The sequence below is a fragment of the Halalkalibacter oceani genome, from assembly GCF_023715705.1.
Classification (GTDB): Bacteria; Bacillota; Bacilli; order Bacillales; family Bacillaceae_D; genus Halalkalibacter; species Halalkalibacter oceani_A.
In genome coordinates this window covers 39,520-64,947 of sequence record NZ_JAMBOS010000007.1, presented here as the reverse complement: position 1 = coordinate 64,947, position 25,428 = coordinate 39,520, and the positions used below count along the sequence as shown (strand labels likewise).

Annotated in this window: 23 protein-coding genes and 1 pseudogene; 20 read left to right on the top strand and 4 right to left on the bottom strand. The window is 47.5% G+C overall.

Going from position 1 to position 25,428, the window contains the following annotated elements:
- Positions 1-159: 159 nt before the first annotated feature.
- The 6 genes from M3212_RS09150 (at position 160) to M3212_RS09125 (ending at position 4,300) form a co-directional block, all read left to right on the top strand.
- Positions 160-507, top strand: a complete 348-nt coding sequence (locus tag M3212_RS09150) for a PadR family transcriptional regulator (protein ID WP_251193668.1) — start codon at positions 160-162, stop codon at positions 505-507.
- The gene (locus M3212_RS09145; protein ID WP_251193667.1) at positions 504-1,187 is read left to right on the top strand and encodes a hypothetical protein; all 684 of its coding nucleotides are present in this window, start codon (positions 504-506) and stop codon (positions 1,185-1,187) included. Before M3212_RS09150 ends, M3212_RS09145 begins: the two co-directional genes overlap by 4 nt.
- On the top strand, positions 1,177-1,728 hold the full coding sequence (locus tag M3212_RS09140) for a DUF4825 domain-containing protein (RefSeq protein ID WP_251193666.1): 552 nt from the start codon (positions 1,177-1,179) through the stop codon (positions 1,726-1,728). The genes M3212_RS09145 and M3212_RS09140 overlap by 11 nt, the downstream gene beginning before the upstream one ends.
- 49 nt (positions 1,729-1,777) lie before the next feature.
- Positions 1,778-2,524, top strand: coding sequence for a type I methionyl aminopeptidase (gene map, locus M3212_RS09135; protein ID WP_251193665.1), 747 nt, complete (start codon positions 1,778-1,780; stop codon positions 2,522-2,524).
- A gap of 187 nt (positions 2,525-2,711) precedes the next feature.
- On the top strand, positions 2,712-3,083 hold the full coding sequence (locus tag M3212_RS09130) for an iron chaperone (protein WP_251193664.1): 372 nt from the start codon (positions 2,712-2,714) through the stop codon (positions 3,081-3,083).
- A 158-nt stretch (positions 3,084-3,241) separates the two neighbouring features.
- A complete protein-coding gene (locus M3212_RS09125) occupies positions 3,242-4,300 on the top strand; it encodes an S-layer homology domain-containing protein (RefSeq protein ID WP_251193663.1) in 1,059 nt (352 codons plus the stop codon).
- Positions 4,301-4,351: 51 nt separating this feature from the next.
- Here the strand turns inward: M3212_RS09125 and M3212_RS09120 are convergent, their stop codons facing one another.
- A complete protein-coding gene (locus M3212_RS09120; RefSeq protein ID WP_251193662.1) occupies positions 4,352-4,603 on the bottom strand; it encodes a sigma-G-dependent sporulation-specific acid-soluble spore protein CsgA in 252 nt (83 codons plus the stop codon).
- Positions 4,604-4,663: 60 nt separating this feature from the next.
- Positions 4,664-4,906, bottom strand: coding sequence for a hypothetical protein (locus M3212_RS09115; protein WP_251193661.1), 243 nt, complete (start codon positions 4,904-4,906; stop codon positions 4,664-4,666).
- A gap of 185 nt (positions 4,907-5,091) precedes the next feature.
- Between M3212_RS09115 and M3212_RS09110 the strand changes: the two are divergent.
- Together M3212_RS09110 and M3212_RS09105 are read left to right on the top strand one after the other, a co-directional pair.
- Positions 5,092-5,958 (top strand): annotated as a pseudogene (locus M3212_RS09110) (metal-dependent hydrolase).
- Positions 5,959-6,037: 79 nt separating this feature from the next.
- Positions 6,038-6,757 (top strand): 3-ketoacyl-ACP reductase, encoded by a 720-nt coding sequence (locus tag M3212_RS09105; protein WP_251193660.1) that lies wholly within the window; start codon positions 6,038-6,040, stop codon positions 6,755-6,757.
- Positions 6,758-7,396: 639 nt separating this feature from the next.
- Here the strand turns inward: M3212_RS09105 and M3212_RS09100 are convergent.
- Entirely contained in the window at positions 7,397-8,074 is a 678-nt protein-coding gene (locus M3212_RS09100; RefSeq protein WP_251193659.1) for an NAD(P)H-dependent oxidoreductase, read from the bottom strand.
- Positions 8,075-8,334: 260 nt separating this feature from the next.
- Between M3212_RS09100 and M3212_RS09095 the strand changes: the two genes are divergently transcribed.
- From M3212_RS09095 to M3212_RS09065, 7 genes are all read left to right on the top strand, one after another.
- Positions 8,335-9,393, top strand: a complete 1,059-nt coding sequence (locus tag M3212_RS09095; RefSeq protein ID WP_251193658.1) for a TRAP transporter substrate-binding protein — start codon at positions 8,335-8,337, stop codon at positions 9,391-9,393.
- Between the two features lie 105 nt (positions 9,394-9,498).
- Positions 9,499-9,996, top strand: a complete 498-nt coding sequence (locus M3212_RS09090; RefSeq protein ID WP_251193657.1) for a TRAP transporter small permease — start codon at positions 9,499-9,501, stop codon at positions 9,994-9,996.
- Positions 9,993-11,276 carry a TRAP transporter large permease gene (locus M3212_RS09085; protein ID WP_251193656.1) on the top strand — a complete coding sequence of 428 codons (1,284 nt, stop codon included), beginning with the start codon at positions 9,993-9,995 and terminating at the stop codon, positions 11,274-11,276. Before M3212_RS09090 ends, M3212_RS09085 begins: the two co-directional genes overlap by 4 nt.
- Positions 11,277-11,300: 24 nt before the next feature.
- The gene (locus M3212_RS09080) at positions 11,301-12,680 is read left to right on the top strand and encodes an amidohydrolase family protein (protein ID WP_251193655.1); all 1,380 of its coding nucleotides are present in this window, start codon (positions 11,301-11,303) and stop codon (positions 12,678-12,680) included.
- A gap of 128 nt (positions 12,681-12,808) precedes the next feature.
- Positions 12,809-14,404 carry a PucR family transcriptional regulator gene (locus M3212_RS09075; RefSeq protein WP_251193654.1) on the top strand — a complete coding sequence of 532 codons (1,596 nt, stop codon included), beginning with the start codon at positions 12,809-12,811 and terminating at the stop codon, positions 14,402-14,404.
- Positions 14,405-14,822: 418 nt separating this feature from the next.
- Positions 14,823-16,259 (top strand): FAD-binding oxidoreductase, encoded by a 1,437-nt coding sequence (locus M3212_RS09070; RefSeq protein ID WP_251193653.1) that lies wholly within the window; start codon positions 14,823-14,825, stop codon positions 16,257-16,259.
- A 47-nt stretch (positions 16,260-16,306) separates the two neighbouring features.
- The gene (locus tag M3212_RS09065) at positions 16,307-16,840 is read left to right on the top strand and encodes an MFS transporter (RefSeq protein ID WP_251193652.1); all 534 of its coding nucleotides are present in this window, start codon (positions 16,307-16,309) and stop codon (positions 16,838-16,840) included.
- Between the two features lie 152 nt (positions 16,841-16,992).
- Here the strand turns inward: M3212_RS09065 and M3212_RS09060 are convergent, their stop codons facing one another.
- Complete coding sequence (locus M3212_RS09060; RefSeq protein WP_251193651.1) at positions 16,993-18,027, bottom strand: S-layer homology domain-containing protein; 1,035 nt, start codon at positions 18,025-18,027, stop codon at positions 16,993-16,995.
- 246 nt (positions 18,028-18,273) lie between these two features.
- Between M3212_RS09060 and M3212_RS09055 the strand changes: the two genes are divergently transcribed.
- The 5 genes from M3212_RS09055 (at position 18,274) to M3212_RS09035 (ending at position 25,402) form a co-directional block, all read left to right on the top strand.
- Positions 18,274-18,468, top strand: a complete 195-nt coding sequence (locus M3212_RS09055; protein ID WP_251193650.1) for a hypothetical protein — start codon at positions 18,274-18,276, stop codon at positions 18,466-18,468.
- Between the two features lie 187 nt (positions 18,469-18,655).
- Positions 18,656-18,814, top strand: a complete 159-nt coding sequence (locus M3212_RS09050) for an aspartyl-phosphate phosphatase Spo0E family protein (protein WP_251193649.1) — start codon at positions 18,656-18,658, stop codon at positions 18,812-18,814.
- Between the two features lie 285 nt (positions 18,815-19,099).
- Positions 19,100-21,358 carry a phosphodiester glycosidase family protein gene (locus M3212_RS09045; protein ID WP_251193648.1) on the top strand — a complete coding sequence of 753 codons (2,259 nt, stop codon included), beginning with the start codon at positions 19,100-19,102 and terminating at the stop codon, positions 21,356-21,358.
- 299 nt (positions 21,359-21,657) lie between these two features.
- A complete protein-coding gene (locus tag M3212_RS09040) occupies positions 21,658-23,553 on the top strand; it encodes an S-layer homology domain-containing protein (RefSeq protein ID WP_251193647.1) in 1,896 nt (631 codons plus the stop codon).
- 115 nt (positions 23,554-23,668) lie between these two features.
- Positions 23,669-25,402 carry an N-acetylmuramoyl-L-alanine amidase gene (locus tag M3212_RS09035; RefSeq protein WP_251193646.1) on the top strand — a complete coding sequence of 578 codons (1,734 nt, stop codon included), beginning with the start codon at positions 23,669-23,671 and terminating at the stop codon, positions 25,400-25,402.
- Positions 25,403-25,428 lie beyond the last annotated feature (26 nt).

Below are 25,428 nucleotides of genomic sequence, written 5' to 3'. Positions count from 1 at the left end.
GTTCTCACCTTTCCTAATAATTTGATCTTGATTATCATTATCAATTAAAGAATAAGTTGTTGCAGTCAAGATGTCAAACTTTTTTTGGATGTTATTTGTTACATATTACATTTACATACAAAGTAATATGAGTTACATTGCAATAGTGAGGTGAAGGGGATGGCAGAAAGGATTAGTCGTGAGCTGATTCGAGGTAACATCGATACAATGATTTTGCGGGTGCTAATGGAAGGCGATAATTACGGTTATGAAATTATGAAAGCCATTTTCAAAAATAGCGGCGGACACTATGAGCTGAAAGAGCCTTCGTTATACACAAGCTTAAAGAGACTGGAAGCGAACGGGCTGATCGAATCCTACTGGGGGAACGAAAGCCAGGGAGGACGGCGGAAGTATTATCAGATTACTAAGAGCGGGATAAAAGCATACCGTGACAATGTCAGCGCCTGGAAAACAGCACGCCGGCTGATCGATCAATTAATTGAGATGAAGGAGGAAACGGAGTGAACCGCTTAGAGCGACACGTTGAAAAACTGTTTGCTAGTTATCAGGAGACAGCAGAAGTGAAGGAATTAAAAGAGGAAATTCTTAGTAACCTGGAAGCAAAGTCAGCGGACTTTCAGACCGAGGGTCTTGAAGCGGCGGAAGCTGATCAAAAGGCGGTCAGTACATTGGAAAGAGTGGACTTTTTCTTTAGCGACACTGTCACGGTCTATCTCAACCGCTGGAGATTGGAGGTCATCCAAATCCTGCTCCTGTACACGCTGATTGCCTGGGTTATCACGATTCCGTTGACCGTTCTCGGCCTGGCGATGCGCCTTCATTTCGTGCTATTGCTTGCTTCGGTTGTAATTGGCCTCATTTATTTTTCGTTATATCTCAGAAGAGGCGGCCGTCTGGATGAGAGAATTGTGTCATTCAGTAGAAAAGCGCTGCTCCGTCTGCGGAAGCTTGTCTGGATTGGCTGGAGTGCTTTGATCCTTGCTCTGCTCATCGGGCTGACGCTTTTACAGTTCGGCAGCAATATTTGGTTTCAGCGGCCTGTTTTGATTTCAGGGCCTTACCAATTCGCAACACTGGCTGTCAGCTATGGCTTGCCGTTTGTCAGCCTTATTCTTCCACTCGTCGTCTCAGCCGCACTTCGGCTCGTTGACAAGTATAAAGTAGGTGATGAAGTTGAACGTTAGGCATCGATTGATTATGATGATAAGTGTCATTGGGGTGATCGGCTTTTTCATCGTACAGACAATGGTCCTTCCTTCCATCGCTGAAAAAGAAGAAGCATATCAGGCAGCGCAGAATGAAGCGATGAGCCATGACATTGAACAAAGTAGGCGCTATCAGCATAACTATATGGGAGATGCGGGGAATTTGACGCAACTGTTTCGCTCTTTGCCATTACGTGAAGTGCCGATGAGCTTTGAACTCGATTCGGAGCGTTATCGCGTTCAAGTGAATTTTGAAGGTAATGTTGATGAGCTGGATCGACGGAAGCGGGAACAGGCGTTTATCTATAATGCGACAGCAGCCTTTGCCTTGATTGGAAACTTGCAGGAAATTGATTTTCACTTTAATGACCGCTCTTTTGGTGTCGAGCGCGAGGCGGTAGAGGAATGGTATGAGCAGCCGTTGCCATCCCTAATAGAGGATGGCAGCTGGGAGAGAATGGTGAGACAGCCGCTTGCGGATGCTGACTATCTCGAAAGCTGTACTGAAGCATTTTTTTGAAATAAGAGTTTTTCTTAGTGAATGAATTAGAGAGTAAGGTGTGATGAAGATGATTACGTTAAAATCAGAGCGGGAAATTAAGTTGATGCATGAGGCCGGCAAGCTGCTGGCGGCTTGCCATAAAGAAATTGCCAAATTGATTGAACCGGGTATTTCGACAATGGAAGTCGATCAATTTGTCGAACGTTTTTTAAAGGAGAATGGCGCAACACCGGAGCAGAAAGGCTATAAAGGCTATAAATACGCCACTTGCGCCTCCATTAATGACGAGATCTGCCATGGCTTCCCACGTAAGGCGCCATTGAAAAAAGGCGACATTGTCACGATTGACATGGTCGTGAATTTGAATGGCGGCCTCGCTGATTCGGCGTGGAGCTACGCGGTTGGTCCGATTTCAGAAGAGTCGGAGCGCTTGCTTGCCGTTACTAGAACGGCATTGGATAAAGGGATCGAACAAGCGCTTGTTGGCAAAAGAACGGGGGATATTGGGCATGCGATTCAGTCGTATGTCGAGGCGGAAGGCTTTTCGGTCGTACGTGATTTTACGGGACATGGGATCGGACCAGGACTGCATGAAGCCCCGCAAATTCTTCATTACGGGCAAGCGGGAAAAGGGCTGCGTCTTAAGGAAGGAATGGTCATTACGATTGAGCCGATGATTAATGAAGGGGCATGGCAAAGCAGGATGGAAGGGAACGGCTGGACGGCAAAAACTGTTGATGGCAAACGTTCCGCCCAATATGAGCATACAATCGCGATCACGAAGAATGGCCCTCTCATCTTAACAGAGCAATGACTCATTTAGATAAGATCGACCAAATCGGCATCGTTCCGAAAGGTCGATTTTTTTCCTTTGAGACAAGCTTAAGGCAATGACTAGTAGAAAAAAGGTGAAAATAGAAGCGGGGAACAGGAGAAGCATATCAATGCCTCGAATTGTATGAAAAGTTGTTCTCCAGACTAGATGGGTAGGAGGAAAGAAAATGGACGCATTTGCAGAATTTTTAGCGGGGATCAAGAACCCGCAGCATCAGCAACGAACGGAAGAGGTTTTGGCTTGGGTGGCGAAAAAATTTCCATCCTTAATGCAGGAAATCAAATGGAAGCAGCCGATGTTTACCGACCACGGGACGTATATTATCGGGTTTAGCGTCGCTAAGCATCATTTGGCAGTTGCGCCTGAGCGGGCGGCGATGATTCATTTTGCCAATGACATTATCCAGGCAGGCTATGACCATACGAAAGAGTTAATCCGTATGCCTTGGGACCGCCCGGTTGATTATTCCTTGCTTGAGAGAATAATCGAATTCAATATAATGGACAAGGCTGACTGTGAAACGTTTTGGCGAAAGTAAAGGAGATGCTGTTTTAGCGGGAAAACAGCAGTTTCCTGTAATTCCCTGGCGAAAATCCGACTAATTTCCCGTGTGAATTTATTTCCCGTGCAATATTATGACGATGTATGACATTGCTTGTCATTGTCGTAAGTCCACTGAGGGAGAAGGGAAATAAATTGAAAAAAATTGGAGCATGGGTGTTGGCGAGTATCCTTGTTATCGGCGGATTTTCAGGAGGTACGCCGGCTTTAGCAAAAGAAGAAGTGAGAACGGTGGAAAGCTACATTCTTGAAGATATTTGGGAGCATTGGGGCTTTGAAGAGCTTGATGACCTCGTCAATGCCGATATATTTAAAGGATTTCCAACGGGAGATCATGAGTATTCGTTTAAGCCTGATCATCTTATCACGAGAGCGGAGTTCGCTGCGATCATCGTAAGGGCGCTTGACCTGCAGGCGACGGGAGAGGGAGAACGCTTCGACGATATCCCGGTGACGCATAGCCTTCAGGCTGAAATCGCGATAGCAAGCGATCATGGAATTATTGAAGGTGTCGGCGCGGGCCGTTTCGCCCCGAATGAGCCGGTGCTTCGTGAGCAAATTGCGGCGATGATCGTCCGCGCCTTTTCAGATACGGTTTCATTTCCGGCAGAGGGGAGTCAGTCCTTCCATGATGTCGCGTCAGATCATTGGGCTGCTCCATCCATTGCGAAAGCGGCTGGCGCTGAAATCGTCAGAGGCATCACTAGCACGCAATTCGGCTTCAATAAAAAGGCAACAAGAGGCGAGGCTGGAGTCATGCTGCACCGGGCTCTCCAAAAGGAAACGAGTAACCTGCCAAATGCGAACGAGCTGATACAGATTGTCAAGGACAGTGAGGTGGAAAGCTTTCCGCTTTTTGAACAAAAGGATGCTTCGGGCTTGCTGAGCCATAATAAGAAGTATTTGACTGGTTACCAAAAAGCATTGGCCGATGATTTGGCGATGTGGTATTTTGACGATGAGACGACAGAAACGATGGCATTTGCAGCAGAGCCGAAACTTGAAATGAAGCAGAGCAGCAACCGCTTTGCGCAAGTTTCGTTGCAGGGCGAGTTGAATGTTCGCTATCAAGACCGGACGACGAATTTCGAAACGACGATTGACTATCATCCGGTTTATTATCTGAAGAAAACAGACGGCATATGGAAGATTTATTATAGCGATATGCCGCTTGAATTTGAAGCATTGTCATAAGGAAGGCAGGGTGTATCAAAAGGGGATTCACCTTTCGGACACACCCTTTCTCTAAATTAATAATTCATAAACGCCAATCAATTGCTCTTCCCTGACCTGATCCTCCTCCTGTCGGGCATAGTTGATCTCGGCGCGGAGGATCAGATTGAGAATTTCTGTTTCCTGTTCATTCAGGCTGCGGACGAATTGCTCCTCGTCTTTGTAAGCAGACTGCTCCAGCTTATCGTACATATGCTGGCAAAGCGGGTGATTTTCAAGGTGATTCGATAATGATTCGCGTAAGTAGGCCAAATTAGTATCCATACATTCATCCCTTTTCGAGTTCTATTGGTTCTACTTTAGGATGGATGGAGGACTCTTGCTTCATACATAATTGTTGTCATTCCCTCTGTAACGATTGATTCTGTTTGCGGAGCGGTAGGCATCGATCATTCCCCAAATCCAGATAATCGGTGTCGTGATAAAGCCGATCAGCACGTACATCAACAGCCATGAAACAGCGTAAATAACAATAAAGAAAAGTCCTTTAAAAATTTGCCCGTTGTAAATTTGCCCCAGTCCGGTAATAAAGAAAGAAAGGACGGCGGCGATTCCTGCGTTTTTCATTTGTATTCCCCTCTCGAATGTCTTTTCCATCGTATCTTACTCATTCAGCTTCAAGAATATGTTCGTCGCATGTTTGTCTTATCCTTTCCTTTTTTGCAGAACAATGAAACGAAAAGGTCTTTTGCTGTTTCTTTCGGCGCTGTTCCGGTATTCTAAACATAAATAGATCGAGTGGAGGAGAACCTGTGGATACGATCACTCATACGCTGTTTGGCGTTGGCTTGTACCATGCTGTCAAGAAGAGCGAGGAGACGAAAAAGGAAAAGCAGGCGCTGTTGTTTACAGCGATCGTCGGCAGTCAAATCCCGGATATCGATGTGATCTCGCAGCTCTGGGACCAGGAAGGAATGTACCAAATGTGGCATCGGGGCATTACCCATTCGTTGCTATTGGCGCCGGTATGGGCGTTGCTTTTGTCCTTGCTGGCGATTGCATTTTTCCGGGTGAAGCAGTGAAGGATCTTTTATATCGGCCTTCTTGCCGTCGTGATTCATAATACATCCGATGTGTTAAACGCCTGGGGGACAGGCTATTTTGAGCCGGTTTCCGATGTCAGGCTGACGTTAGGAACAATCCCGATTATCGATGTTGTCATTTGGACGATCTTTTTATCAGCCTTTTTGCTGAAGCGTTTTTCGTCACAGTCCGCGTCGGGAATATTTCGCTGGGCCTGGGTGATGATTGCCTTGCATATCGTCATTCAAAGTGCACTCGGCCTGACTTTTCTGCATGAGGCGAAAAAAGAATATGAGCACGCGGCATTATCAGCGGATTTTGTTCCGTGGCAATATACGGTGATCGGCAAAAACGGAGAGGAGGTCGATTTAGCGCTCGTTTCATTATGGCGCGGGTTCGATGTCCATAGGACGCTTCAGTCGGATGAAAGCGTCGATCTGGAGCCACTGTTTGCTGAAAAACCTGAGGCGAGAACGCTGACGAAATGGAGTCCGTTTGTTGTCGTCGTCAATGAAGACGGCCGGCTTGGCGTGTTTGATCCGCGCTTTTATCGCAACGGTGAATCGTTTTTATCGGTATTTTTGGAGGAATTGTAGGTGAGCAGTTGTTTTGACTTTGAAAGAGGGATTTTTGTATGATAGAGGCTCGGAAAAAGGAAATCAAGGAGGCTATCACATGGGACAAAACATAGCTGGAAAAACAGCATTTGTAACTGGAGCAGGAAAAGGAATCGGACGGGCGACGGCGCTTGCCCTTGCTAAAGAAGGCGTTCATGTCGGAATGCTTGCCCGTACAGAGGCGGATTTAAAAGAGGTGGCTGCCGAAATTGAGCAGCTGGGGGTAAAAGCAGCCTATGCTACGGCGGATGTTTCCTCGCTTGAAGAGGTGGAAGCGGCCGTGCAGCGTGTCCAAGGGGAGCTTGGCTCCTTTGATATTTTGATAAATAATGCCGGTACCGGGAAGTTCGGCGGCTTTCTCGATCTTTCACCGGAGGAATGGAAGCAGATGATTGATGTCAATCTGCTCGGTGTTTACTATGTGACCCGTACCGTCCTGCCGCAGCTGATCGAGAAAAACGGCGGCGATATTATTAATGTTTCCTCGACTGCTGGTCAAAAAGGAGCACCTGTCACAAGTGCTTACAGCGCTTCAAAATTCGGCTTGCTCGGCTTAACCGAGTCACTCGCGCTGGAGGTGCGCAAGCATAATATCCGTGTTACTGCCCTTACACCGAGCACGGTGGCGACTGAGCTCGCCTATAAGGAAAACTTAACCGACGGCAATCCGGAAAAGGTGATGCAGCCTGAAGACTTGGCTGAATTCATTGTCGCTCAGCTCAAGCTGCACCCGCGCGTTTTCATAAAATCGGCCGGATTATGGTCAACGAATCCATAAAACAGTACCGAACTTGTCCAGGAAAGGGGAAAGCTGCCTTTTTCCGGACAAGTTTTTTTCGTATGCGTGAAGGCTGCGAGGCTACAGACACATAGAGGCGCAACAGTATTATATTGCGACGCTGCACCGGGAAGGCGGAGGAGTAATTGACCCGAGCTGGGAAGAGCTTTCGGGGCTGCTGGATCATCCGGCAATCACCGGCTTTGGCAGCTTGCGGCAGCAGGATGATGTCCCGGCGGCAGACTTTGTTTCTGCTTTTGACATGACAGCGTCGTTACCGCTTCTGCTTGTCATCGGGGAAGAAGGGCTCCTTTACACGAGTAAGGATCTCGGTCAAATTCTGAATTATGTTGATGGCCACACACTCGACAGACAAAAAGAAATAGACCTCCCTTGAGCGTCACAACTTGTTAGGGAAGTCTATTTCATGATTCTACTTGAGCCAGTCGCTCTTAGATGAGCAACTTTTGTCACAGCCTTTAAGCAATGAGCGGAACCGCCACGATCTTTTAAAGCCCGTTGTGAGTGGGTTTCTCATAACGGGCTTGTGGCGTGTGAAGCCATTGCCAGTAGGTCCAATGCTAGTTTTGTCTCAAGCTCGTTTTTAGTGTATAACGTATTCCAACATCCAAAGGTAAATCATTCAATCCATGTGACGATTTCGTCCAGCGGCTTGCGGGTTTTCGGACGTGGCTCTCTGGCGCGGTAGCCAAAGGCGACCATCGCGGAAATTGCCAGGTGTCCGTCCTCAAGCAAATGTTCTTCTTCAAGTAAAGCTTGGACTTGGTCAAAATCAAATCCTTCAATCGGACAGGAGTCAATGCCGATAAAGGCGGCCGCTGTCATCATATTGGCAAGGGCAATATAGGTTTGCTTACCGGCCCAGTCGAGCATCGTCCGCTCGTTTTCGAGCAGCTTAAGGTCATGCTCCTGGAATGCTTGATAGCGGATCTTCGCCTTTTCAAACATTTCCGGAGGCAGCTTTTTCACATGGAGCATCTGGTTCTTCACATAGTCTGAATCATACTTTGTATCCTTCGCAGTTCTGGCAAGAATAAGGACAAAATGGCTCGCGGTCGGCAGCTGCCCCTGAGCACCCCATGAGACCTCCTTCAACTTATTGCGCAAGGTATCGTTCTGAACGACGACAAATTTCCAGGGCTCATAGCCAACTGAGCTTGGTGATAGTCGGGCCGCCTCCAATATAAACTGAAAATCGTCCTCCTCTATCTTTTTAGTCGGATCGAATTCCTTCGTTGCGTGCCGTTCCTGAAAGGCTTGAAGAAGGTCGGCTTTTCTCCTCGTTTTATTTTCCATCATGATCGCTCCTTTTTTGTTTGCTTCCAGTTAAGAGTGTAATGGATCCTCCTTCATCATTTCCACTACTTTGCTTTCTTATGAATGATTGCAAAAACGACAACATTTTTATGATCATTATAGAAATAGACAATTATTAATCTGATTTTTGGTTTTTTTCTATAAATTCTTTGTTAGATAAACTATCAAACTAGTCATAATTTGTCGAAAAAGCTTTTATAATGACAGCTATAACAACAAGAGAGGATTGGTGAAAGGTAATGCAAAAGAAATTTGGTTATCTCGTTTCAGTTTTCATTTTATTGATTTTAGTAGCTGCTTGTGGAGGCGGGGGGAGCGAAACCTCTCAAGGGAATACGGGAGGCGCAGAAGAAGGAACGGAATCCAACGAGCCGATCGTCATCCGCTATGCTCATAACCAGCATGAATCGACGCCGCAGCATGAAGGAACCGTTTTATTTAAAGAAAAGATTGAAGAACTGTCAGAAGGAAGAATTGAAGTTCAAATTTATCCGAACAATCAATTAGGCAGTTTGCGCGAAACGATTGAATCTGTCCAGGCCGGACAAATTGAGCTTGCGCAGCAGCCGATTGGCATGATTAGTAATTTTGTTCCGGAAATGACATTGAATGATCTCCCATACTTATTCCCTTCAGAAGAAGTGTTATGGGCAGTGTTGGATGGTGAGGGCGGCCAGATGTATGACTCTTATTTGGAAAATCAGGGCTTTGTCGGACTTGGTTATATGAGCGGCGGGCCGAAGCAGTTTTCAGCTCATAAACCACTTCGTACGACTGACGATTTCGCCGGTACGTCGATCCGGGCAATGGAAGCTCCGATTGTCATTTCCACAATGGAGGCCCTTGGCGCCAACCCGGTTCCGATCGCCTTTAGTGAATTGTACAATTCCTTGCAGCAGGAAGTCGTCGACGGACAGGAGAATCCGAATCAATCATTTGTGATGTTGAACTTGCATGAAGTACAGGATGTCGTGACGATGACGAACCATTCGTGGATGATTTACAACAATATTATGAATAAAGACTTCTATGAGTCATTACCCGCGGATTTACAGGAGCTTGTGCGCGAGGCAATGGAGTATGCCAACGATGAGCAGCGGTTGCTGATGCAGGCAGAGGAAGAATCATATATTAGCGAGCTTGAAGAATTGGGAACAGAAGTCGTCCACCTTACGGATGAAGAAATCGAAGCGCTGCGCCAGGCAACACTGCCGGTTTACGACGAGTTTAAGGATGTCATTGGTGACGAACTTATGCAGAGCTTCCTCGGTGAAATTGAGAGCTTGTCGAGCAATTAAGGAGAACGAAAGGTTTGGGGGAGCCAAAGATCGGAAATCGGTTTTTGCGCTGCCCCCAAGCTGTTTTCGGATTAAAAGAAACCTAGAACGGGGGAGGGAGTATCTGTGCAGTTGTTAAACAGGCTGTTAAACCGGCTGGAGGAAGTGGTGATCGGCAGCGCAATTTTGATCGTTTCGCTGTTGATACTCGTAAATGTCGTACTGCGCTATTTGTTCGGTACCGGCATTAATTGGACGGAGGAAATGGTACGGTTTCTAATGATCCTGGTGACTTTCGTAGGGGCGAGCATTTGTGTCCGGCAAGGTTCCCATATTTCCGTCGATTTTCTGTTTAATTTGTTAAAGGGGAAGGCGAAGAAATGGCTGACCCTATGTATTTATCTGATTTGTGTCATTTTTACGGCTTCCATGGCCTGGTATTCGTTAGAAATTATCCAGCAAAATATGCGCTTTATTCAGAAGGCTCCGGCTTTGCAAATACCGATGTATATTCCTTATTTGATTTTACCTTTGGGCCTTTCTCTTTGTACGATCCGTTACATCCAGGAGATTTACTATATTTTTCGGCCGGGGAATAAGCCGGGTAAGGAGGAAGCTCTATGATTCTTGCATTATTTGTATTATTACTCGCCTGCTTGTTTATCGGTGTGCCAATTTTTATCAGCTTAGCCTTTCCGAGTATGATTGCAATTATGTTCTTCACCGATAATTCTCCATCGATTATCGCTCAACGCTTATTCGGCGGACTGGATCAGTTCGGCTTAATGGCGATGCCGCTCTTTATTTTCGCCGCGCAAGTTATGCTTGATGGCGGTATGGCGAGAAAGCTTTTAGACTGGTCAAAGGCGCTTGTTTCCTGGATGCCGGGAGGAACGGCCTTTACGACGCACTTTTCCTCACTCTTCTTTGGCGCTCTTTCCGGCTCAAGCCCGGCGACGGTGGCAGCGATCGGCGGTATTATGTACCCTGAGCTGGAAAAGGAAAAATACGATCGTGGTTTTTCGGTAGGGCTGATTAGCAGCAGCAGCTCGGTTGCGATTATCATTCCGCCGAGTGTAACGATGATTTTATACGGGGTGGCGACCGGTGTTTCGATTGGCTCGCTGTTTATTGCCGGCATTGGGGCCGGGATTCTCTATACGCTCGTCCTCGGCATTTATGTGTGGTACCGCGTGAAAAAAGATAAGCAGGTCGTTGCCGAGCAGGTTCCTTTTAACCCGAAGCAGTTTATCAGTGTGACCATTAAAGCGATCTGGGCGCTCGGTATTCCGTTTATCATTTTGGGCGGGATTTATATGGGGATCTTCTCGCCAACTGAGGCAGCGGGAATTTCAGTCGTTTACTCGATCTTCGTCTCGATGTTTATTTATAAGGAAATGAATGTGAAGCAGCTGTATAAATCAAGTGTGAAAGCGGCTGTTTTGACAGCACAAGTGATGATTTTGACCGGAGCCGCCGCGGCATTCGGCTGGATCTTGTCCTCGGCGCAGCTGCCGCAGACCCTGGCGAATCTCGTGCTGGAAATGAATACGTCTCCGGTGATGTTTCTTTTGCTTGTGAATGTCGTTTTTCTCGTTGCCGGAATGTTTATGGACGGCTCGGGAGCGATTATGATTTTGGCTCCGCTTGTCTATCCAATCGGCCTGGCGCTGGGTATTGATCCGGTTCATCTTGGCGTAATCGTTGTCACCAACTTAGCAATTGGTATGTTCACTCCTCCGCTAGGCTTGAATTTGTTTGTCGCCAACGGGATAACGGGTGTCCCTTTTTCAAAAATGATTCCTTCGACGTTGCCGTTTTTGGCCGCCAGTCTTATCGCGCTCGCGCTGATCACCTATGTCGAGGATGTCTCGATGTTTCTCCCGCGTTTGATTTATCCGTAAAAATTCAATAGAAGGAGGGCTCTTATGATTTTAGTGAAGCATGGCTATGTGGTCACAATGAACAAGGAACGGGCGATTTTTCAGGATGGTGCGGTTGTTCTGCAAGGAGACCGGATCGTGAAGGTTGGTAAAACGGCTGAGCTTGAGCAGGAAAGGGATTACGAGCGCGTCATAGATGCAAAAGGCAAACTGATTATGCCAGGTTTGATTAATGGTCATACGCATATTTTTCAAACGCTCTTTCGCGGGCTGGGGGATGACCGCCCGCTGTCAGAGTGGCTCGGTGAATGTGTGTATCCACTCTCGGCACATGTCGGTTATGAGGAAAGCTATGCGGCGATGAAGCTTTCCGCGGTGGAAATGATTCAAACAGGAACGACGACGTTTGTTGACAGTCACTTTATTCATCACGATAAGAAAGCGATCGATGGGATTGCGAATGCGGCGCTTGAAGCAGGAATGCGGGCTGTCCTCGGCAGGACGGCGATCGATCAGGGGCCGGCGCCGACGCGGTTCCACGAAACTGTTGAAGAGGCAGTGAAGGAAGCCGTTCGGATTATAGAGCTTTATCATGATCATCCGTCGGGCAGGCTGAAGGTGCGGGTCGAGCCATTAAATGAAACAGTGGCAAGCCCTGAAATGATCAAAGCGATGTATGAGGTGAGCAGTCACTATCAAGTCGGAATGAATATGCATCTGGCCGAAACGGTTCAGCGGGTGAAAAGTGTTCAGGACCGCTATCAGCTTCGCTCGGTTGAATATTTGCATGACCTTGGTGTACTCGGACCGCATCTGCTGCTCGCTCATTGTGTCTGGATTAATCAAAAGGAGATTCACCTCCTCGCTGAAACAAAGACGAATGTTGCTCATAATGCGGTTTCCAATCAGTATTTGGCTGACGGTGTAGCCCCTGTCCCGGCGATGCTCGACAATCAAATTAATGTGACGATTGGGCCGGACGGCGCGGCGAGCAACAATAACTTAGATATGTTTGAAGTGATGAAATCAGCGGCCCTGCTTCATAAAGTGAATACGTTGAACACGACAGCGTTAACAGCCGATAAAGTGCTGGAGATGGCAACAATCGATGCAGCGAAGGCGATTGGACTTGAGGAGGAGATTGGATCGCTTGAAGCAGGGAAGAAAGCCGACCTAATCATGGTCAGCCTAGCTGAACCGGAGATGATTCCAAGCTTTTCACCGCTTTCTCATCTTGTTTACTCAGCAAAAGGAAATGTCGTGACGGATGTGATCATCGACGGGAACATCGTTTACGAGAACCGTTCATTTACAAGTCTTGATAAGGAAAAGATTATCGGTAAGGGGAATGAGGTCATTCGCAGTTTACTCGATCGCGGAAACGCATGGGAGTTAACGAAAAAACCTGACTGGCCGGTCTATTAAAAGTGATGCAGCAATAAGGGGTTTTACGATCTCCTTGTAAAGTCATGTTTTTTATAAGAATGTTTAACACGAAAGTCTTCGCCTCTAGTAAACTAAGAGAAATACTAGGAAAAAAAGGATGACTTACGATGACAACCACCATTAAGGACTTAATGAAGAGCGGGGGACTCCGAGAATGCAAAATCATTGCCGGTCACTCTGGAATTGAGACGGAAGTCAAGTATGTAACGATCATGGAGGTTCCTGATATTCTAAATTGGTTAAAAGGCGGGGAGCTTTTACTAACGAGCCTTTATCCGATCAGGGACAGCGTGGACAAGCAAAAGGAATTAATTAAGCAGCTCGCCTCAATCGGTACGGCGGCCGTGGCGATTAAGCCGTACCGATTTGTTGATGATATCCAAGTGATTCTTGTCGAGGCGGAGAAATATGGTATGCCGATTATTGAAATTCCCAAGCATATCAGCTACCTGGATATTCTTTGGCCAGCGGTGAACGAGATATTCGAAAGCAAGGTTATCCTGCAGGAGGACTATGAACAGGCTGAGCAATTGCTGCAGGAAATCTCGATTGAAGAGTACGGGCTTTCTTACTTTATTGATTCATTGTCGGGATTGACGAGAAACCCGATTACCGTTGAAAGTCAACTTCCTTATATTGAGACACCGGCACCCCCGAAGGACATCGAATCACTGCTTCCCCAGCAGAAGGATGAACTTGCGCTTATGAAGCGCTCGCTCCGGATGACGAGGGTGATGAACAAAGAAGAGATTGAGTGCATCGTCGCCCCGATTATCGTCGACAAAGAATGCCTAGGCTTTATCACGTGCTGGGGAGTGAATGAAGTGCATCTTAAAGTTGATTTCGCTTTGATGAATAAGGCATCGACTCTTTTATCGATTGAATTTTTAAAGCAAAAAGTAAAGCATGATGTGAAAAAGCAGTATGTAAATAATTTTTTAGTGGAGCTTCTCACCCAGGAAGGGCATAACGAAAAGTTTGTGGAAAAATATGCCGCTGAATTTGCCTTCTCGGCTGATTCGCTCTACGTTGTTGTCTACATTGCCGCCGCAGATGAACAAAACGGACAACAATTGGATGAGCTGCTGGCAGCGACACATCAATACTACACTGGCTGTATTGTTGGTGAGGTGTCGCGCCAAAGTATTTTGCTATTGCCGGTTCAGCATTCAAATTTTGCCGGTCTTCGCGCTGACATTCTCGAGTTATATCACCATTTAGAGCAGAATCCGCAGTTAATGGACATGGTCTCGCATATTGGCGTCGGCAGCTGCGCGAAAGGAATCAAGGAATTGCAAAATAGCTATGTTGAAGCGAAGCTCGCCTGTGATCTCGGTCCAAAAGTCCGGCACAAAAAAAAGGAAGATCGAAAACTGACATTCTATGATGAGCTTGGGATTTTTAAAGTGATTCATTCCTTGTCGAATGAAGAAATCATGAGAGGGTACTATGAAGAAACGATTGAACCGATTTTGGCGTTTGATCAGCAGCGCCAGACGAATTTCTTTGAAACAGTCATAGCTTACTTTGAAGAAAATGAGCATCTTCAACGAACGGCAGAACGGATGAATGTACATGTCAATACATTGAAATATAGATTGACGAAAATCGAAAAGCTGACAGGCCTTAATTTGAAGACTTCCGAAGGAAAGCAAATGCTTTACCTCGGCTTAAATATTTATTATCTACTTCATGCCGCGTAAAAAAGTTTATAAAAAAAGTTTTATAAGAAGGAAAAGTGGGAAAGGTAAAGAAATGTAGTCTTTAACGGCTTCTTCCGACGATGTTGTTCGATCATGCAAGCGGTGAGCGGTCCGGCAAGGAACGAATTTCACTGTTGACAAACCTCTCATTTCTTGTCATAATGATCGTAATTCAACAGTGGTACCTTTAATTCAGTCCGCGAGACTGACAAGGGCAGCGGAAATGATGAGTTAGGGGACGTGTGGGTACGTCCATCCTTCTGTTCATTATAATAAAGCAGGCATCCTGTCAGAAATGACAGGATGCCTGCTTTTTGTATTCTTTTCTTACATTGCCCGTTATATATATGGAAGGAAAAAAGCGGTAAACAACGAAAATGAAAGTGGGATCAAATCTTTAAGGAGATCAGGTGAGGGTATGAGGGGCAGGGAGCAGCAACGGCGGCGTTTTGTTGTCGTGATTTGTTGTACGATCATGGTGTACGGAATGGCTTTTTCGCTTTCTCTTTATCGGAATCAGACAGGGGATGAACTGCTCATTCACGATGTAAGCCGTTTATTCCCGGAGCGGGTCGAAGACATTATCAAAGGGAAAGAAGAAGAAGCGTTGATCAAAGCGGTTAAGCTGGCGGAGGAGAAGCAATTGAAGATTTCGATTGCCGGAGCGAGACATAGTCAAGGAGGGCATGCCTTTTTTCGTGACTCTCTCCTGCTCGACATGACGGACTTCAATGATATTCTATCTCTCGACACTGAGCAAAAGTTGATTACGGTCCAAAGTGGAGTGACATGGGCGGATGTGCAGAATTATTTGAACCGCTATGGGCTGGCGGTTAAAGTGATGCAGTCATCTAATATTTTTACTGTTGGAGGTTCATTGAGTTCAAATGTTCATGGACGCGATCCGCGCTATGGGCCGCTGATTGAGACGGTGGAATCGTTCCGACTCCTGACGGCTGACGGGGAGATCAAACATGTCAGTCGCACTGAAAATGAGGAGCTGTTTGAGCTTGTGATTGGCGGTTTCGGCTTATTCGGCGTCATTCTCGATGTCACGCTTGAAATTACAGACAATGAATTGTATGCTGGCACAACTGAAAAGCTTGACTATCAGGAATATCCCGCTTATATCGAACAGCATATTAAAAACGCCGAAGATGTCGGGCTTCATTTTGCCCGCTTGTCGGCGACGCCTGAGTCGTTGTTTGAAGACATGTATGTCACCACGTACCGGACGCTGACACCTGATGACGAACATTACCCTGAGCCGGAGCAGCTTGAGCAGCTTTATTTGCTGGAGGAAGAAAAGCATGTGCGAAGGGACAAATTTTTCTTAGGCTTGGCGCGGAATTTTGACTGGGGAAAACAACTTGTCTGGGACCTACAGCAAAGGCTGTATGCCAATGAGGATGCGGTTGAAATTGTCAGTCGGAACAATGCGATGCGACCGCCGGTGGCTTTTTTGGAGTACGATTCTGACAATAATACGGATATTTTGCAGGAATACTTTGTGCCAACAGCCCAGTTTCCACGATTTGTCGGGTTATTAAAAGAAATTATTGAAGAGGAAGAGCTAAACGCATTGAATGTCACGGTCAGGTATACACCGGAACACCAAGAGGGCTTTCTTCGTTATTCGAATGAAGATACATTGGCTCTCGTTCTCCTGATTCATCATCCCCTGTCTGATGAGGGGATTGAACAGGTGAGGGCAGCGACGAAGCGTGTCGTCGAAGCGGTCCTTGCCTGTCAGGGAACGTATTACTTAACCTATCAGACCTTTCCAACAAATGAACAGATCAGAGCCGCTTATCCCGAAATCGATGCTTTTTTTTGCAGAAAAGCGGAAATATGATCCCGAGGAACGGTTCATGAATCACTTTTATGAGGAGTATCACCGGGATGAATCTTAAATGGATGGTCATTTCGCAAAGCTGGGTGCTGTTTGCGACGGGGCTCGTCTTTCCATTTTACGTGATTTTTTTGCGCGAGGCGGGTGGGAGCTTTTCTGAATTCGGTTTGGCGTACGGCTTGTTCACGCTAAGCTCCGCCCTTGTCCACCGTTGGATCGGCAGCACTTCTGATGAGCGGGGCAGGAAAGGGTTTCTCTTACTTAGCACATGGACGACGGCGGTGATTTTTCTGCTTTTTCCGGTCGTCACCGCGATTTGGCAGGTATATGTGCTACAAGTGCTGCTCGGAATCGTTGGGGCGATGCAGAAAACGAGTGAAAAGGCGATGATCGCCGATGTGACCGACGGCGGCCGGCGCGGCGAGAAGATAGGCTCTTATCATTTCTGGGTGTCGCTTTTCTCAGGCTTCGCCGTTATTGCCGGTGGCTTTCTCATTGACTGGTTAACCGTCGATCTGATCTTCTATACCGGTTCAATTTTGCTCTTCATCAGCGGAATTTTTATATTGAGGATTGAGGAATAGTGTGGGGGAGGTGCATGGAGGCGCAATGGCTTCACTCGCCACAAGTCCGTTGTGAGAAATCCACTCACAACGGACTCTACAAGATCGTGGCGGCTCCACTCATTGTTTAGAGGCTTGGAAAAAGGTATACAACAACCTTTTTCCAAGCCTCTTTAGTACCCGACAAACATTTGTGTCCAGTAGTGGCGCATTGAGCCGCCTTCCGCGTAGCCGACGCCGAGGTGGGTAAAGTTCGGGTTTAAGATGTTCTGGCGGTGACCTTCGCTGTTCATCCACGCTTCTACGACCTCGCTCGGTGTCGTCTGCCCGGCGGCAATGTTCTCGCCGGCAAAGCTGTAATTGATTCCGAACTGGCTCATCATTTCAAAAGGCGAGCCGTAGGTTGGTGACGTATGTGAAAAATAGCGATGGTCGCGCATGTCCTCGGATTTAAGACGGGCGACTTTTTGTGTTTCCTCATCAAATGCCAGCGGGGCGAGACCATGCTTGGCCCGTTCCTCATTCGTTCGCTCCAGTACTTCGTGTTCAAATGGATGGACATCCTCATCGTCGTCTTCTGTAACCGGTGCCGGAGGGAAGGTGATGCCGCGGAACCTCTCATCCAACGCTCTCGCCACGAAAGTGGCAAACTCGTCTCTTCTCATGCTGTTGTCCGGCCTGAATGTTCTATCACTGTAACCATTCGTGATCATATTGGCGATAAGGGTCTGAATCTCAGGATAGAAAAGATGATTTTCTCCTACATCCGAAAATTGATTGTCAGACGTACCTGACAGATCAAAGGCGCGTTGCAGAATCGCTGCCATCTGTCCCCTTGTTAAGTCGTTACGCGGCGAAAATCTTCCGTTAAAGCCTTGAATAATGCCGGCTTCCGCCACGGCTGCGATCTCGTGATAGGCGTAAAATTGCGGGCTGACATCAGCGAAAGGCGCTGAAGCTGACTCATCAATGTCCAGGTCAAGCGCTCTGGCGATCATAATCGCCGCATCGGCTCTCGTCACAGTTTGCGCCGGCCTGAAGGTTTGATCATCATAACCGCGGATAATTTCAAGCTCGGCGAGGTAATTTATCGCATCCAGTCCCCAATGGTTTGCTGGCACATCCGAGAAAGGCGTGTCGGCTGAAGCAGGGGTGGCAATCAGCAGGATTGCGAGAACGATGCTGAGCCCAAGTTGTAAACCTCTCACAATAAATTCCTCCTTTTACTAAATAGATAGAATCAGCTTTATTATAGCATGGAGAAATTCATATTTTTTTAGATTACAATGATGACCTTGAAATGTAATAGAAAGGCGCGATGATGCGCATGACAGCCAAATAGGAATAAACAAAATGTTTCGCGGACCGTCAGGAGGGTATAAGAAACACTGTGCCAATTCGCTCTGTACGCCAACTGAGAATCGCCACCAGTTTATAAGAAGAGGAGCAGAATGATGAAAATGCAACGAAAACCATTGAATGAGCAGGAATTGTTATACATTCTTCAAGGTGTGTATACGAAAGCCGCATATGAAGTGGATACGATGAACACAAAGGAAGCCGTAGGAGATTTTGCAGCGCGGTTACAACAGTATGTCATGCCGCCGGCTGTGCGTGTGCAAAAGGGAAAGAAGATGGATAAAAGCTAAGTCTTATGAGCCTTTAAACCGTATCCTTTTGGCTGAAATATGACAGATATATGAACATTATATCAGCTGACAAAATTCTACAAAATCTATAGAGTTCCTGAGTTAAGATAAAGAACGTGTCCAAAACTTCTAAGAGTTTACCTCCTTTGATGGCACGATGATTTAGTCGGGTGAAGGAGAGAGAACCATGTTCTGTAAAAAGGCCATCTTATTATCGGCTATTAAATTAAAAAAAAGAGAAATGTATATAAAGGCAAGGTACTTCGGCATGACCGACTCCAGAGTCGTTTCCTGTAGTCAAAAGCTTGATCATTTGCTGAACCGTTATCAGGGAATCCATGACTAAAAGGAAGCAGGAGGCGGCCCCGGTTCCTGAAGACAGGATTCATGAGGATATCTAACAAGGGTGAAAGCCCGTTAGATATCCTCTTTTTTTGAAAATCGCGCAACCATTAACCCCTCGCTATAAATGAAAGAATGTGAGTGAGCATAAAGTATCAATTCCGTACAAAAAGTTTCAAAGTTTCGCAATCTACCTTTTAATTACATAGGAAACCTTGTAAAATTATAGGCATATATGTTGGAGATTCTCGACAAATGTGTAAGTCATCTATAGTTTGGAGTGAAGAGTTTGAAGAAAATAAATCAAAAACTGGCGGCTTGTGTCGTTGGGATTGCCTTGGTCGTCAGCCCATTTCAAGCTGAAGCATACAGTGGGTTTGGCACGAAGCAGTCTTCAACGAAGGACGAAATTTCAACCGGGGTATCGTTAATCCGTGAGCATTATCTAACTTCCGGCGGGACACCCCGCGCCGTACAGGTACTGGATGTCGCATACCGTAATCCGGCGGTCGATCTTGAGCTTTATCAGCTTTCACCTTTAGGGAGAGTACAGACGACTCCTCAGCAGGCGATCGCAAATACATATGAAGGGCATTATGTCGTCGGTGCGGTTAATGCTTCCTTTTACAATTTAGCGAACGGTATTCCTGTCAATATGCTTATAAAGCAAAACGAAATTATTAATTACGGGATTCTATCCAATGAGGATGGACCGGTTAATGCGCCTTTTGCTTTTGGTGTGAACCGTAACGGAGCTTTAACGATCGCTGATTATGAGCCGCGAATGAGCTTTGAGCACAATGGACGGACGATTCCGCTGACCTCTATCAACGGGCAGCGGGAAAACGGACAAGCTGTGCTCTTTACAGGTGGACATCAGGCGGCGACAACCGGTGCGAGTCAATATGCGACCGAAATCGTTGTGACAAACACGTCGAAAAGCGCCAAAAATTTTGCCTTTGGCGACCGGATTACAGGAACGGTTTCCGAGATTCGCAGATTGGGAGAGGGGGCGAATTCCCCGATTCCTGAAGATGGCTTTGTGATCTCGGCCAATGGCGGCGCACTGGCCGAGTCGCTGGCCGGGGTAGCAGTTGGTGATTCGATTACTGTTGAGGCGCAAATCAATGACACATGGAAAGATGCTGAGTTTATGATGGCCACAGGGCCAACCCTTGTGCGCAATGGCCAGGTTTCGATTTCAATGAATGAGTCCGGCTCATTTGCCACTTCCCGGCATCCGCGCTCTGCTGTCGGGATTTCCGGAGATGGGACAAAGCTGTTCCTCGTCACGATTGATGGACGACAGACAGGCTACAGCCAAGGGGCTACGCTGCGTGAACTAGCTGAGTATATGCGCTCATTAGGCGCTTATCAGGCGATTAATCTTGATGGTGGAGGCTCGACGACAATGGTGGCCCGTCTGCCGTATTATGAGCAGCCGATTACCGTCAACCGTCCTTCGGAATCGAGCTTGAGAGCGGTTCCGAATACGTTGCAGGTCATTTCCAGCGAACCACCTAAAAGGGTGACTGAACCGATGCTTGTCGTTGATCCGTTTGAGAATCTGAATAACTGGGTTGCGAGTAGCGCGCGGGCGGAAGCCTCAATTTCATTGTCCGGTCAGTATGATCCTGTTCGGGTCGGCTCGAAATCATTGAAGCTCACCTATGATTACTCAAAAGGCGAGAGTGGAATTGCCGCGGCCTATGCGAAAGCAAGAACGCCAATTCCGTTAAAGGGACGGCCGCTGGAGCTCGGCATGTGGGCTTCAGGTGATGGGGCAGAACACTGGCTGCGGGCAACGGTGATCGATGGCAACGGACAAAGACATACGATCAATTTTACCGAGGAAAATCAATTTAACTGGACAGGATGGCGTTATGTGCGGGCTCCTCTGCCTACTAATGCACCTCAACCGTTCAAGGTCGAGCAAGTGTATACAGCACAAGGAAATGCGGCGAAACAGGGGAACGGTACTGTCTATTTTGACCAGCTGGAAGCGATCTATCAATCTTCCTATCAGGTCGAACGGTTTAAGGATGTCTCCTCTACCTTCTGGGCACGCCAGTCGATTTTGGCGCTGAATGACCGCAATGTGATCAGCGGCTACAGTGACGGATCGTTCCGTCCGGGTGAAGCGATCTCGCGGGAGCAGACGGCGATTATGATTGCGAGAGCTCTTAATCTGTCAGCGGGAAATCACCGGCCGGCCTTTAATGATGTCGCGTCCCAATCGTTTTACTATGAAGCGATTGCCGCGGTTGACCGCGCAGGCATTATGAGCGGAAAAACAGCTTCAAGCTTTGACCCGAAGGCAACGTTGACGAGAGCCGAGATGGCAACCATCCTGCAACGGGCGTACAGCATTACGGGGCAATCGGCCGAGCCATTTCCTGATGTGGCGAGCACACATTGGGCATATGGAGCGATTGATGCCTTAAAAGCGAACGGTATTGCCCAAGGGCAGCCAGGCGGCGGATTCGGTCCTGCCCTGCCGACGACAAGAGCTGAATTCTCAGTTTTCCTTGATCGTGTCAGTCAATAAATAAACGGCAATCTACGAGGTCACTGAAAAACTTTGTTTTTCGTAACTCGAAGAAGAGTAATGGCTCCGCGCGTTGCGCGCCTTCCGTCGAGAAACCGACTCGTAGCAAGTCTCAAAATCAGGCAACGGCTACGCTCATTACGAAAAAGCTGCTGAAAAAGTGAAAATCGTACTTTTTCAGCAGCTTCCAATCTACGACTATTTTTATCTGGCAGCGTTTTGCCAGATAAATTGAGAAGATTCATCTAAGTCATTCTGGGGGAGGGCTGCAAGGCAGCCCTTAAGAAAGGAGCTTTTCTTTGAAACACTTTCTTGCTATTTTACTTATTTTAAGTGCGGTTTTCTTTCAGGTTGGTACAAGTGTGGTGGCGGCTGACGATTTAACAGGACATTCACTCGAGGCTGAAATGCGCGAAGCCGTTACCCGCGGAATTATGGCTGGATATGGGAATGGACACTATGGACCGGATGACGCCGTTACCCGGGCTCAATTCGCGACGTTTTTGGCGAGAGCACTTGAGCTTCCATCCGGTGAGGCGTCTTTCAGTGATGTACCGGCGTCCCATCCGTTAGCCGGAGGAATTGGCCGGGCATCAAAAGCGGGAATCGTCGGGGGCTATCCGGGGAATGTTTTTCGACCTGAGGAAAACATTTCACGTGAGCAGATGGCTGTGATGATTGATCGTGCTCTGGAATATAAACGCGTGCAGCGTACGCCGATTGCGTTAACATTTACGGATACGGAACAGATTCATCCGTCTTTCCGCACGGCGGTTGCCCATAATGCATATTTTGGGATTATTCAAGGAATGCCGCAAGGAAATCAACGTTTTCGTTTTGGACCGAAAGATGATGCGACCCGCGCCCATGCGGCTGCATTCATGATCCGGATGCTAAAAGTTGCAGAAACCGGCACAGGAAACACAGAGCTTTATCATGTCGGCACCGTCGATTCAGGCGGTCAAGTGCGCCTTCAGCCTGAGCCGTATATGAGCTATCGTGATGCAGAACAGGCCGGGGCGGAAGTTATTGTGAAAGGCGAGAAAATTTTAAAGATGCAAAGCGGAATGGTCGCGGCCACGCCATCAGCCGGAGAATCAACGACGAGAATCTTTGCTGCCAATAAGACGACACAGCTCACCTATGTCATGGGAGGCGCTGAGCTGGAGTATATCAGCTCTGATGAAGAGTGGGTTGAAGTACGCTATGCGGATAGCACCGGCTTTGTCCGCCAAAGGGACGCAAGGCTGATCCCGAGCGGATTGATGCAAGGCCGATCATATTATCAGCCGGTCAACGGTGTTCTGCGGCATTATGTTTATAATCCGCTGACGAATGCGACAGGGATGTATTATTACGGAGATGCGCCGTCATTTATGCAGGAAAATGAGCGTTATTACAGCCGCAACGGTCGTGATTTCTATCATGCTTCCGGTCAAAAGGCAGGCGAGGCTTATCAATATTTTAATTATTTGCCATTGCGGACAAAAACAAATTATACCGCCGAGGACTTGAACCGCTATATTCGTTCGGTAACGACGGAAATTAATGGGAAAGTCGTCGCTCAGGAAAGTCCACTGCGCAATTTAGGACATGTCTTCAAGCAGGCTGAGGAGAGATATGGCATCAACGCGCTTTATTTGTTCGCCAAGGCGATCCATGAGAGCAGCTACGGCTTAAGTGAAATCGCCAATCAGCGCAAAAATCTATTCGGCTATCAGGCTTATGATCGTGATCCACTCGGCAACGCCAAGCCGTTTAATAGCTTCGAAGAGTCCATCATGTTTGTCGCTGAAGCGATGGATGAACGCTACTTAACGCCTGCCGGGGTAAATTACCGCGGCGCGGTTCTAGGAAATAAAAGCCACGGAATGAATGTCAATTATGCCTCAGATCCATTCTGGGGACAGAAGATTGCGGGCCATATGTACCGCGCTGACACGTATCTCGGCAAGAAGGATTACGGCCATTATACGATCGCCAGAACAACGGAGGCGTTAAACGTCAGACCGCAGCCGAATACTGGATTGGCCGCCCAATATCAATATCCGGGGGCAAGCTATTTTGTCGCCCTGCTTGAAAGCACAAATCAATCTGATGGTACGTGGTACAGAATCTATTCTGACCATAAGGACCATGAATTCGGTTATGTTCATGGCAATTATGTTCAGCCGGTTCCAATTATGAAACGTTAATCAGGGTCAGCTTTACTGGTAAGTTAGCGGAACCCTGCGTCAGGTTTCCAATGGCGCAGGGTTTCGCCGGCTTTTCACTCCGTTACATGTTTAATCGGAAGGGGAGTAAGTATTGATGAGTGGGAAAAGGATTTTCATCACAGTTTTCATGATCGCTTGTACGCTATTTTTAGGAGCGGCCTACGCGGGGGCGGCTTCTGAAGGAACCGTTACAGCCGGTTCCGCCTTAAATGTCCGTGCGGAGCCATCTACGACAAGCGAACGAATTGGCTCTCTTCAGCCTGGGGCGACGGTTACGATTATCAGCTCGACGGGAGATTGGCACCAAATCCAGCTGCAAGGCCGAAGAGGATACGTACATAAGGATTACATTCGGATTAAATCGTCATCTTCCGCGAATGATATCTCCATTTATGTGAATAATCAAAAACTGGAGCTGCCGATTTCAAAGGTTCCTATGGAGAATAATCATGTTCTCGTCCCATTTCGCGTAATCGGCGAAGCATTGGGGATTGATGTTAAATGGCAGCAGCAAACAAAGCAGGTCACCGCCCGTGAAGGGGGTACCGAAGTAATTTTAACGGTGAATAAGGAAGAGGCAAAGCTGAACGGGCAAACGCTACAAGTCAAGCCCGCTCCTAAAATCATTGAAAACAGCACAGTGATTCCATTGCGCTTCTTTGCGGAAGCATTCGGGAAGGACGTTTCCTGGAATCAGGCCACAAAGGAAGTCAGGGTCAACAGTGGCAACGGGGCTCCGCCAGTTCAGCAGCCACCTGAGACAGATGTGAAAGGGGCTTACTCTGGTTTAGTGAGCCGCGCAGATTCCCTTCAAGTACGAACTGGTCCGGGAACTCAGTATGAATCGATCGGCCAGCTCTCAAGAGGAGCCCGTGTCGAGGTTTCAGGCTTTTCCGACCGTTGGGCGAAAATCCGCTTCAACGGCAGAGAGGCATATGTTCATTCTTATTATCTTGATTTGTACGCTGATAACGAGCAGCGTAAAATGCTGGGGCGTCCGGCCGTTTCTGAAGTAAGCAATACAACAACAGTGACGTGGCCGAAGATTGGTGGAACGGTCGCCAGCTCGCATAGTCAGTCAGGAAGTAAAGTGACAATACAAACCGATGCGTCGGAAATTGAACAGCTGCCACGCGCGGTGAAAGGTTTGTCCGATCTATCGATTTCTGGTCAATCCAATCGCAAAACGATCACCTTTACAGTGAGTGACGGTTACCAGGCAGCCGTCAGCCATATGACCGGAGAGCTGATCATCAATGTGACGCCGAAAGTAGCAGGAAAGCCATTGTCCGGTAAGAAAATTGTCATCGATCCTGGTCATGGCGGCAGCGATCCGGGAGCAGTGGCCAATGGACTTCAGGAGAAGGAGATTGTGCTGGACGTTGCTTTGCGAACAGAGAGGCTGCTTCGCGAAGCCGGTGCTAATGTCATTATGACACGGGATAAGGATGTGTATCCGTCATTGTCCGATCGCGTAAAAGTAGCTAATGATATCAACGCTGATGTGTTTATTAGCATTCATGCCAATGCGGCCGGGTCGGCAGCGGCAAAAGGCACGGAAACGTATTGGCATGCGACGTATGCCGCGGCGAACAGTGAAAAGCTCGCCCATGTGATTCACAAGCGGCTAATTGCCAATCTCGGCACGACAGACCGCGGCGTGAAACAAGGAAATTTCCAAGTCATCCGTGAAACAAGAATGCCGAGTGTCTTGCTAGAGCTCGGATTTATGACCAACCCGTCTGATGCGGAATTGCTAAAAAAGGATTCATTCCGCCAAAGTTCAGCGCAGGCAATTTATGAAGGGCTGCTCGATTACTATAAATAAAGAACGCCTGAAAGAGAAAAAAAGAT

Excerpts from the sequence above, each read along its gene's own strand:
- M3212_RS09095 (WP_251193658.1), top strand. The coding sequence starts at position 8,335 with ATGCAAAAGAAATTTGGTTATCTCGTTTCAGTTTTCATTTTATTGATT.
- M3212_RS09050 (WP_251193649.1), top strand. The coding sequence starts at position 18,656 with ATGTTCTGTAAAAAGGCCATCTTATTATCGGCTATTAAATTAAAAAAA.
- M3212_RS09055 (WP_251193650.1), top strand. The coding sequence starts at position 18,274 with ATGAAAATGCAACGAAAACCATTGAATGAGCAGGAATTGTTATACATT.
- M3212_RS09085 (WP_251193656.1), top strand. The coding sequence starts at position 9,993 with ATGATTCTTGCATTATTTGTATTATTACTCGCCTGCTTGTTTATCGGT.
- M3212_RS09130 (WP_251193664.1), top strand. The coding sequence starts at position 2,712 with ATGGACGCATTTGCAGAATTTTTAGCGGGGATCAAGAACCCGCAGCAT.
- M3212_RS09080 (WP_251193655.1), top strand. The coding sequence starts at position 11,301 with ATGATTTTAGTGAAGCATGGCTATGTGGTCACAATGAACAAGGAACGG.
- M3212_RS09035 (WP_251193646.1), top strand. The coding sequence starts at position 23,669 with ATGAGTGGGAAAAGGATTTTCATCACAGTTTTCATGATCGCTTGTACG.
- M3212_RS09075 (WP_251193654.1), top strand. The coding sequence starts at position 12,809 with ATGACAACCACCATTAAGGACTTAATGAAGAGCGGGGGACTCCGAGAA.
- M3212_RS09070 (WP_251193653.1), top strand. The coding sequence starts at position 14,823 with ATGAGGGGCAGGGAGCAGCAACGGCGGCGTTTTGTTGTCGTGATTTGT.
- M3212_RS09100 (WP_251193659.1), bottom strand. The coding sequence starts at position 8,074 with ATGGAAAATAAAACGAGGAGAAAAGCCGACCTTCTTCAAGCCTTTCAG.
- M3212_RS09150 (WP_251193668.1), top strand. The coding sequence starts at position 160 with ATGGCAGAAAGGATTAGTCGTGAGCTGATTCGAGGTAACATCGATACA.
- M3212_RS09120 (WP_251193662.1), bottom strand. The coding sequence starts at position 4,603 with ATGGATACTAATTTGGCCTACTTACGCGAATCATTATCGAATCACCTT.
- M3212_RS09065 (WP_251193652.1), top strand. The coding sequence starts at position 16,307 with ATGAATCTTAAATGGATGGTCATTTCGCAAAGCTGGGTGCTGTTTGCG.
- M3212_RS09115 (WP_251193661.1), bottom strand. The coding sequence starts at position 4,906 with ATGAAAAACGCAGGAATCGCCGCCGTCCTTTCTTTCTTTATTACCGGA.
- M3212_RS09105 (WP_251193660.1), top strand. The coding sequence starts at position 6,038 with ATGGGACAAAACATAGCTGGAAAAACAGCATTTGTAACTGGAGCAGGA.
- map (WP_251193665.1), top strand. The coding sequence starts at position 1,778 with ATGATTACGTTAAAATCAGAGCGGGAAATTAAGTTGATGCATGAGGCC.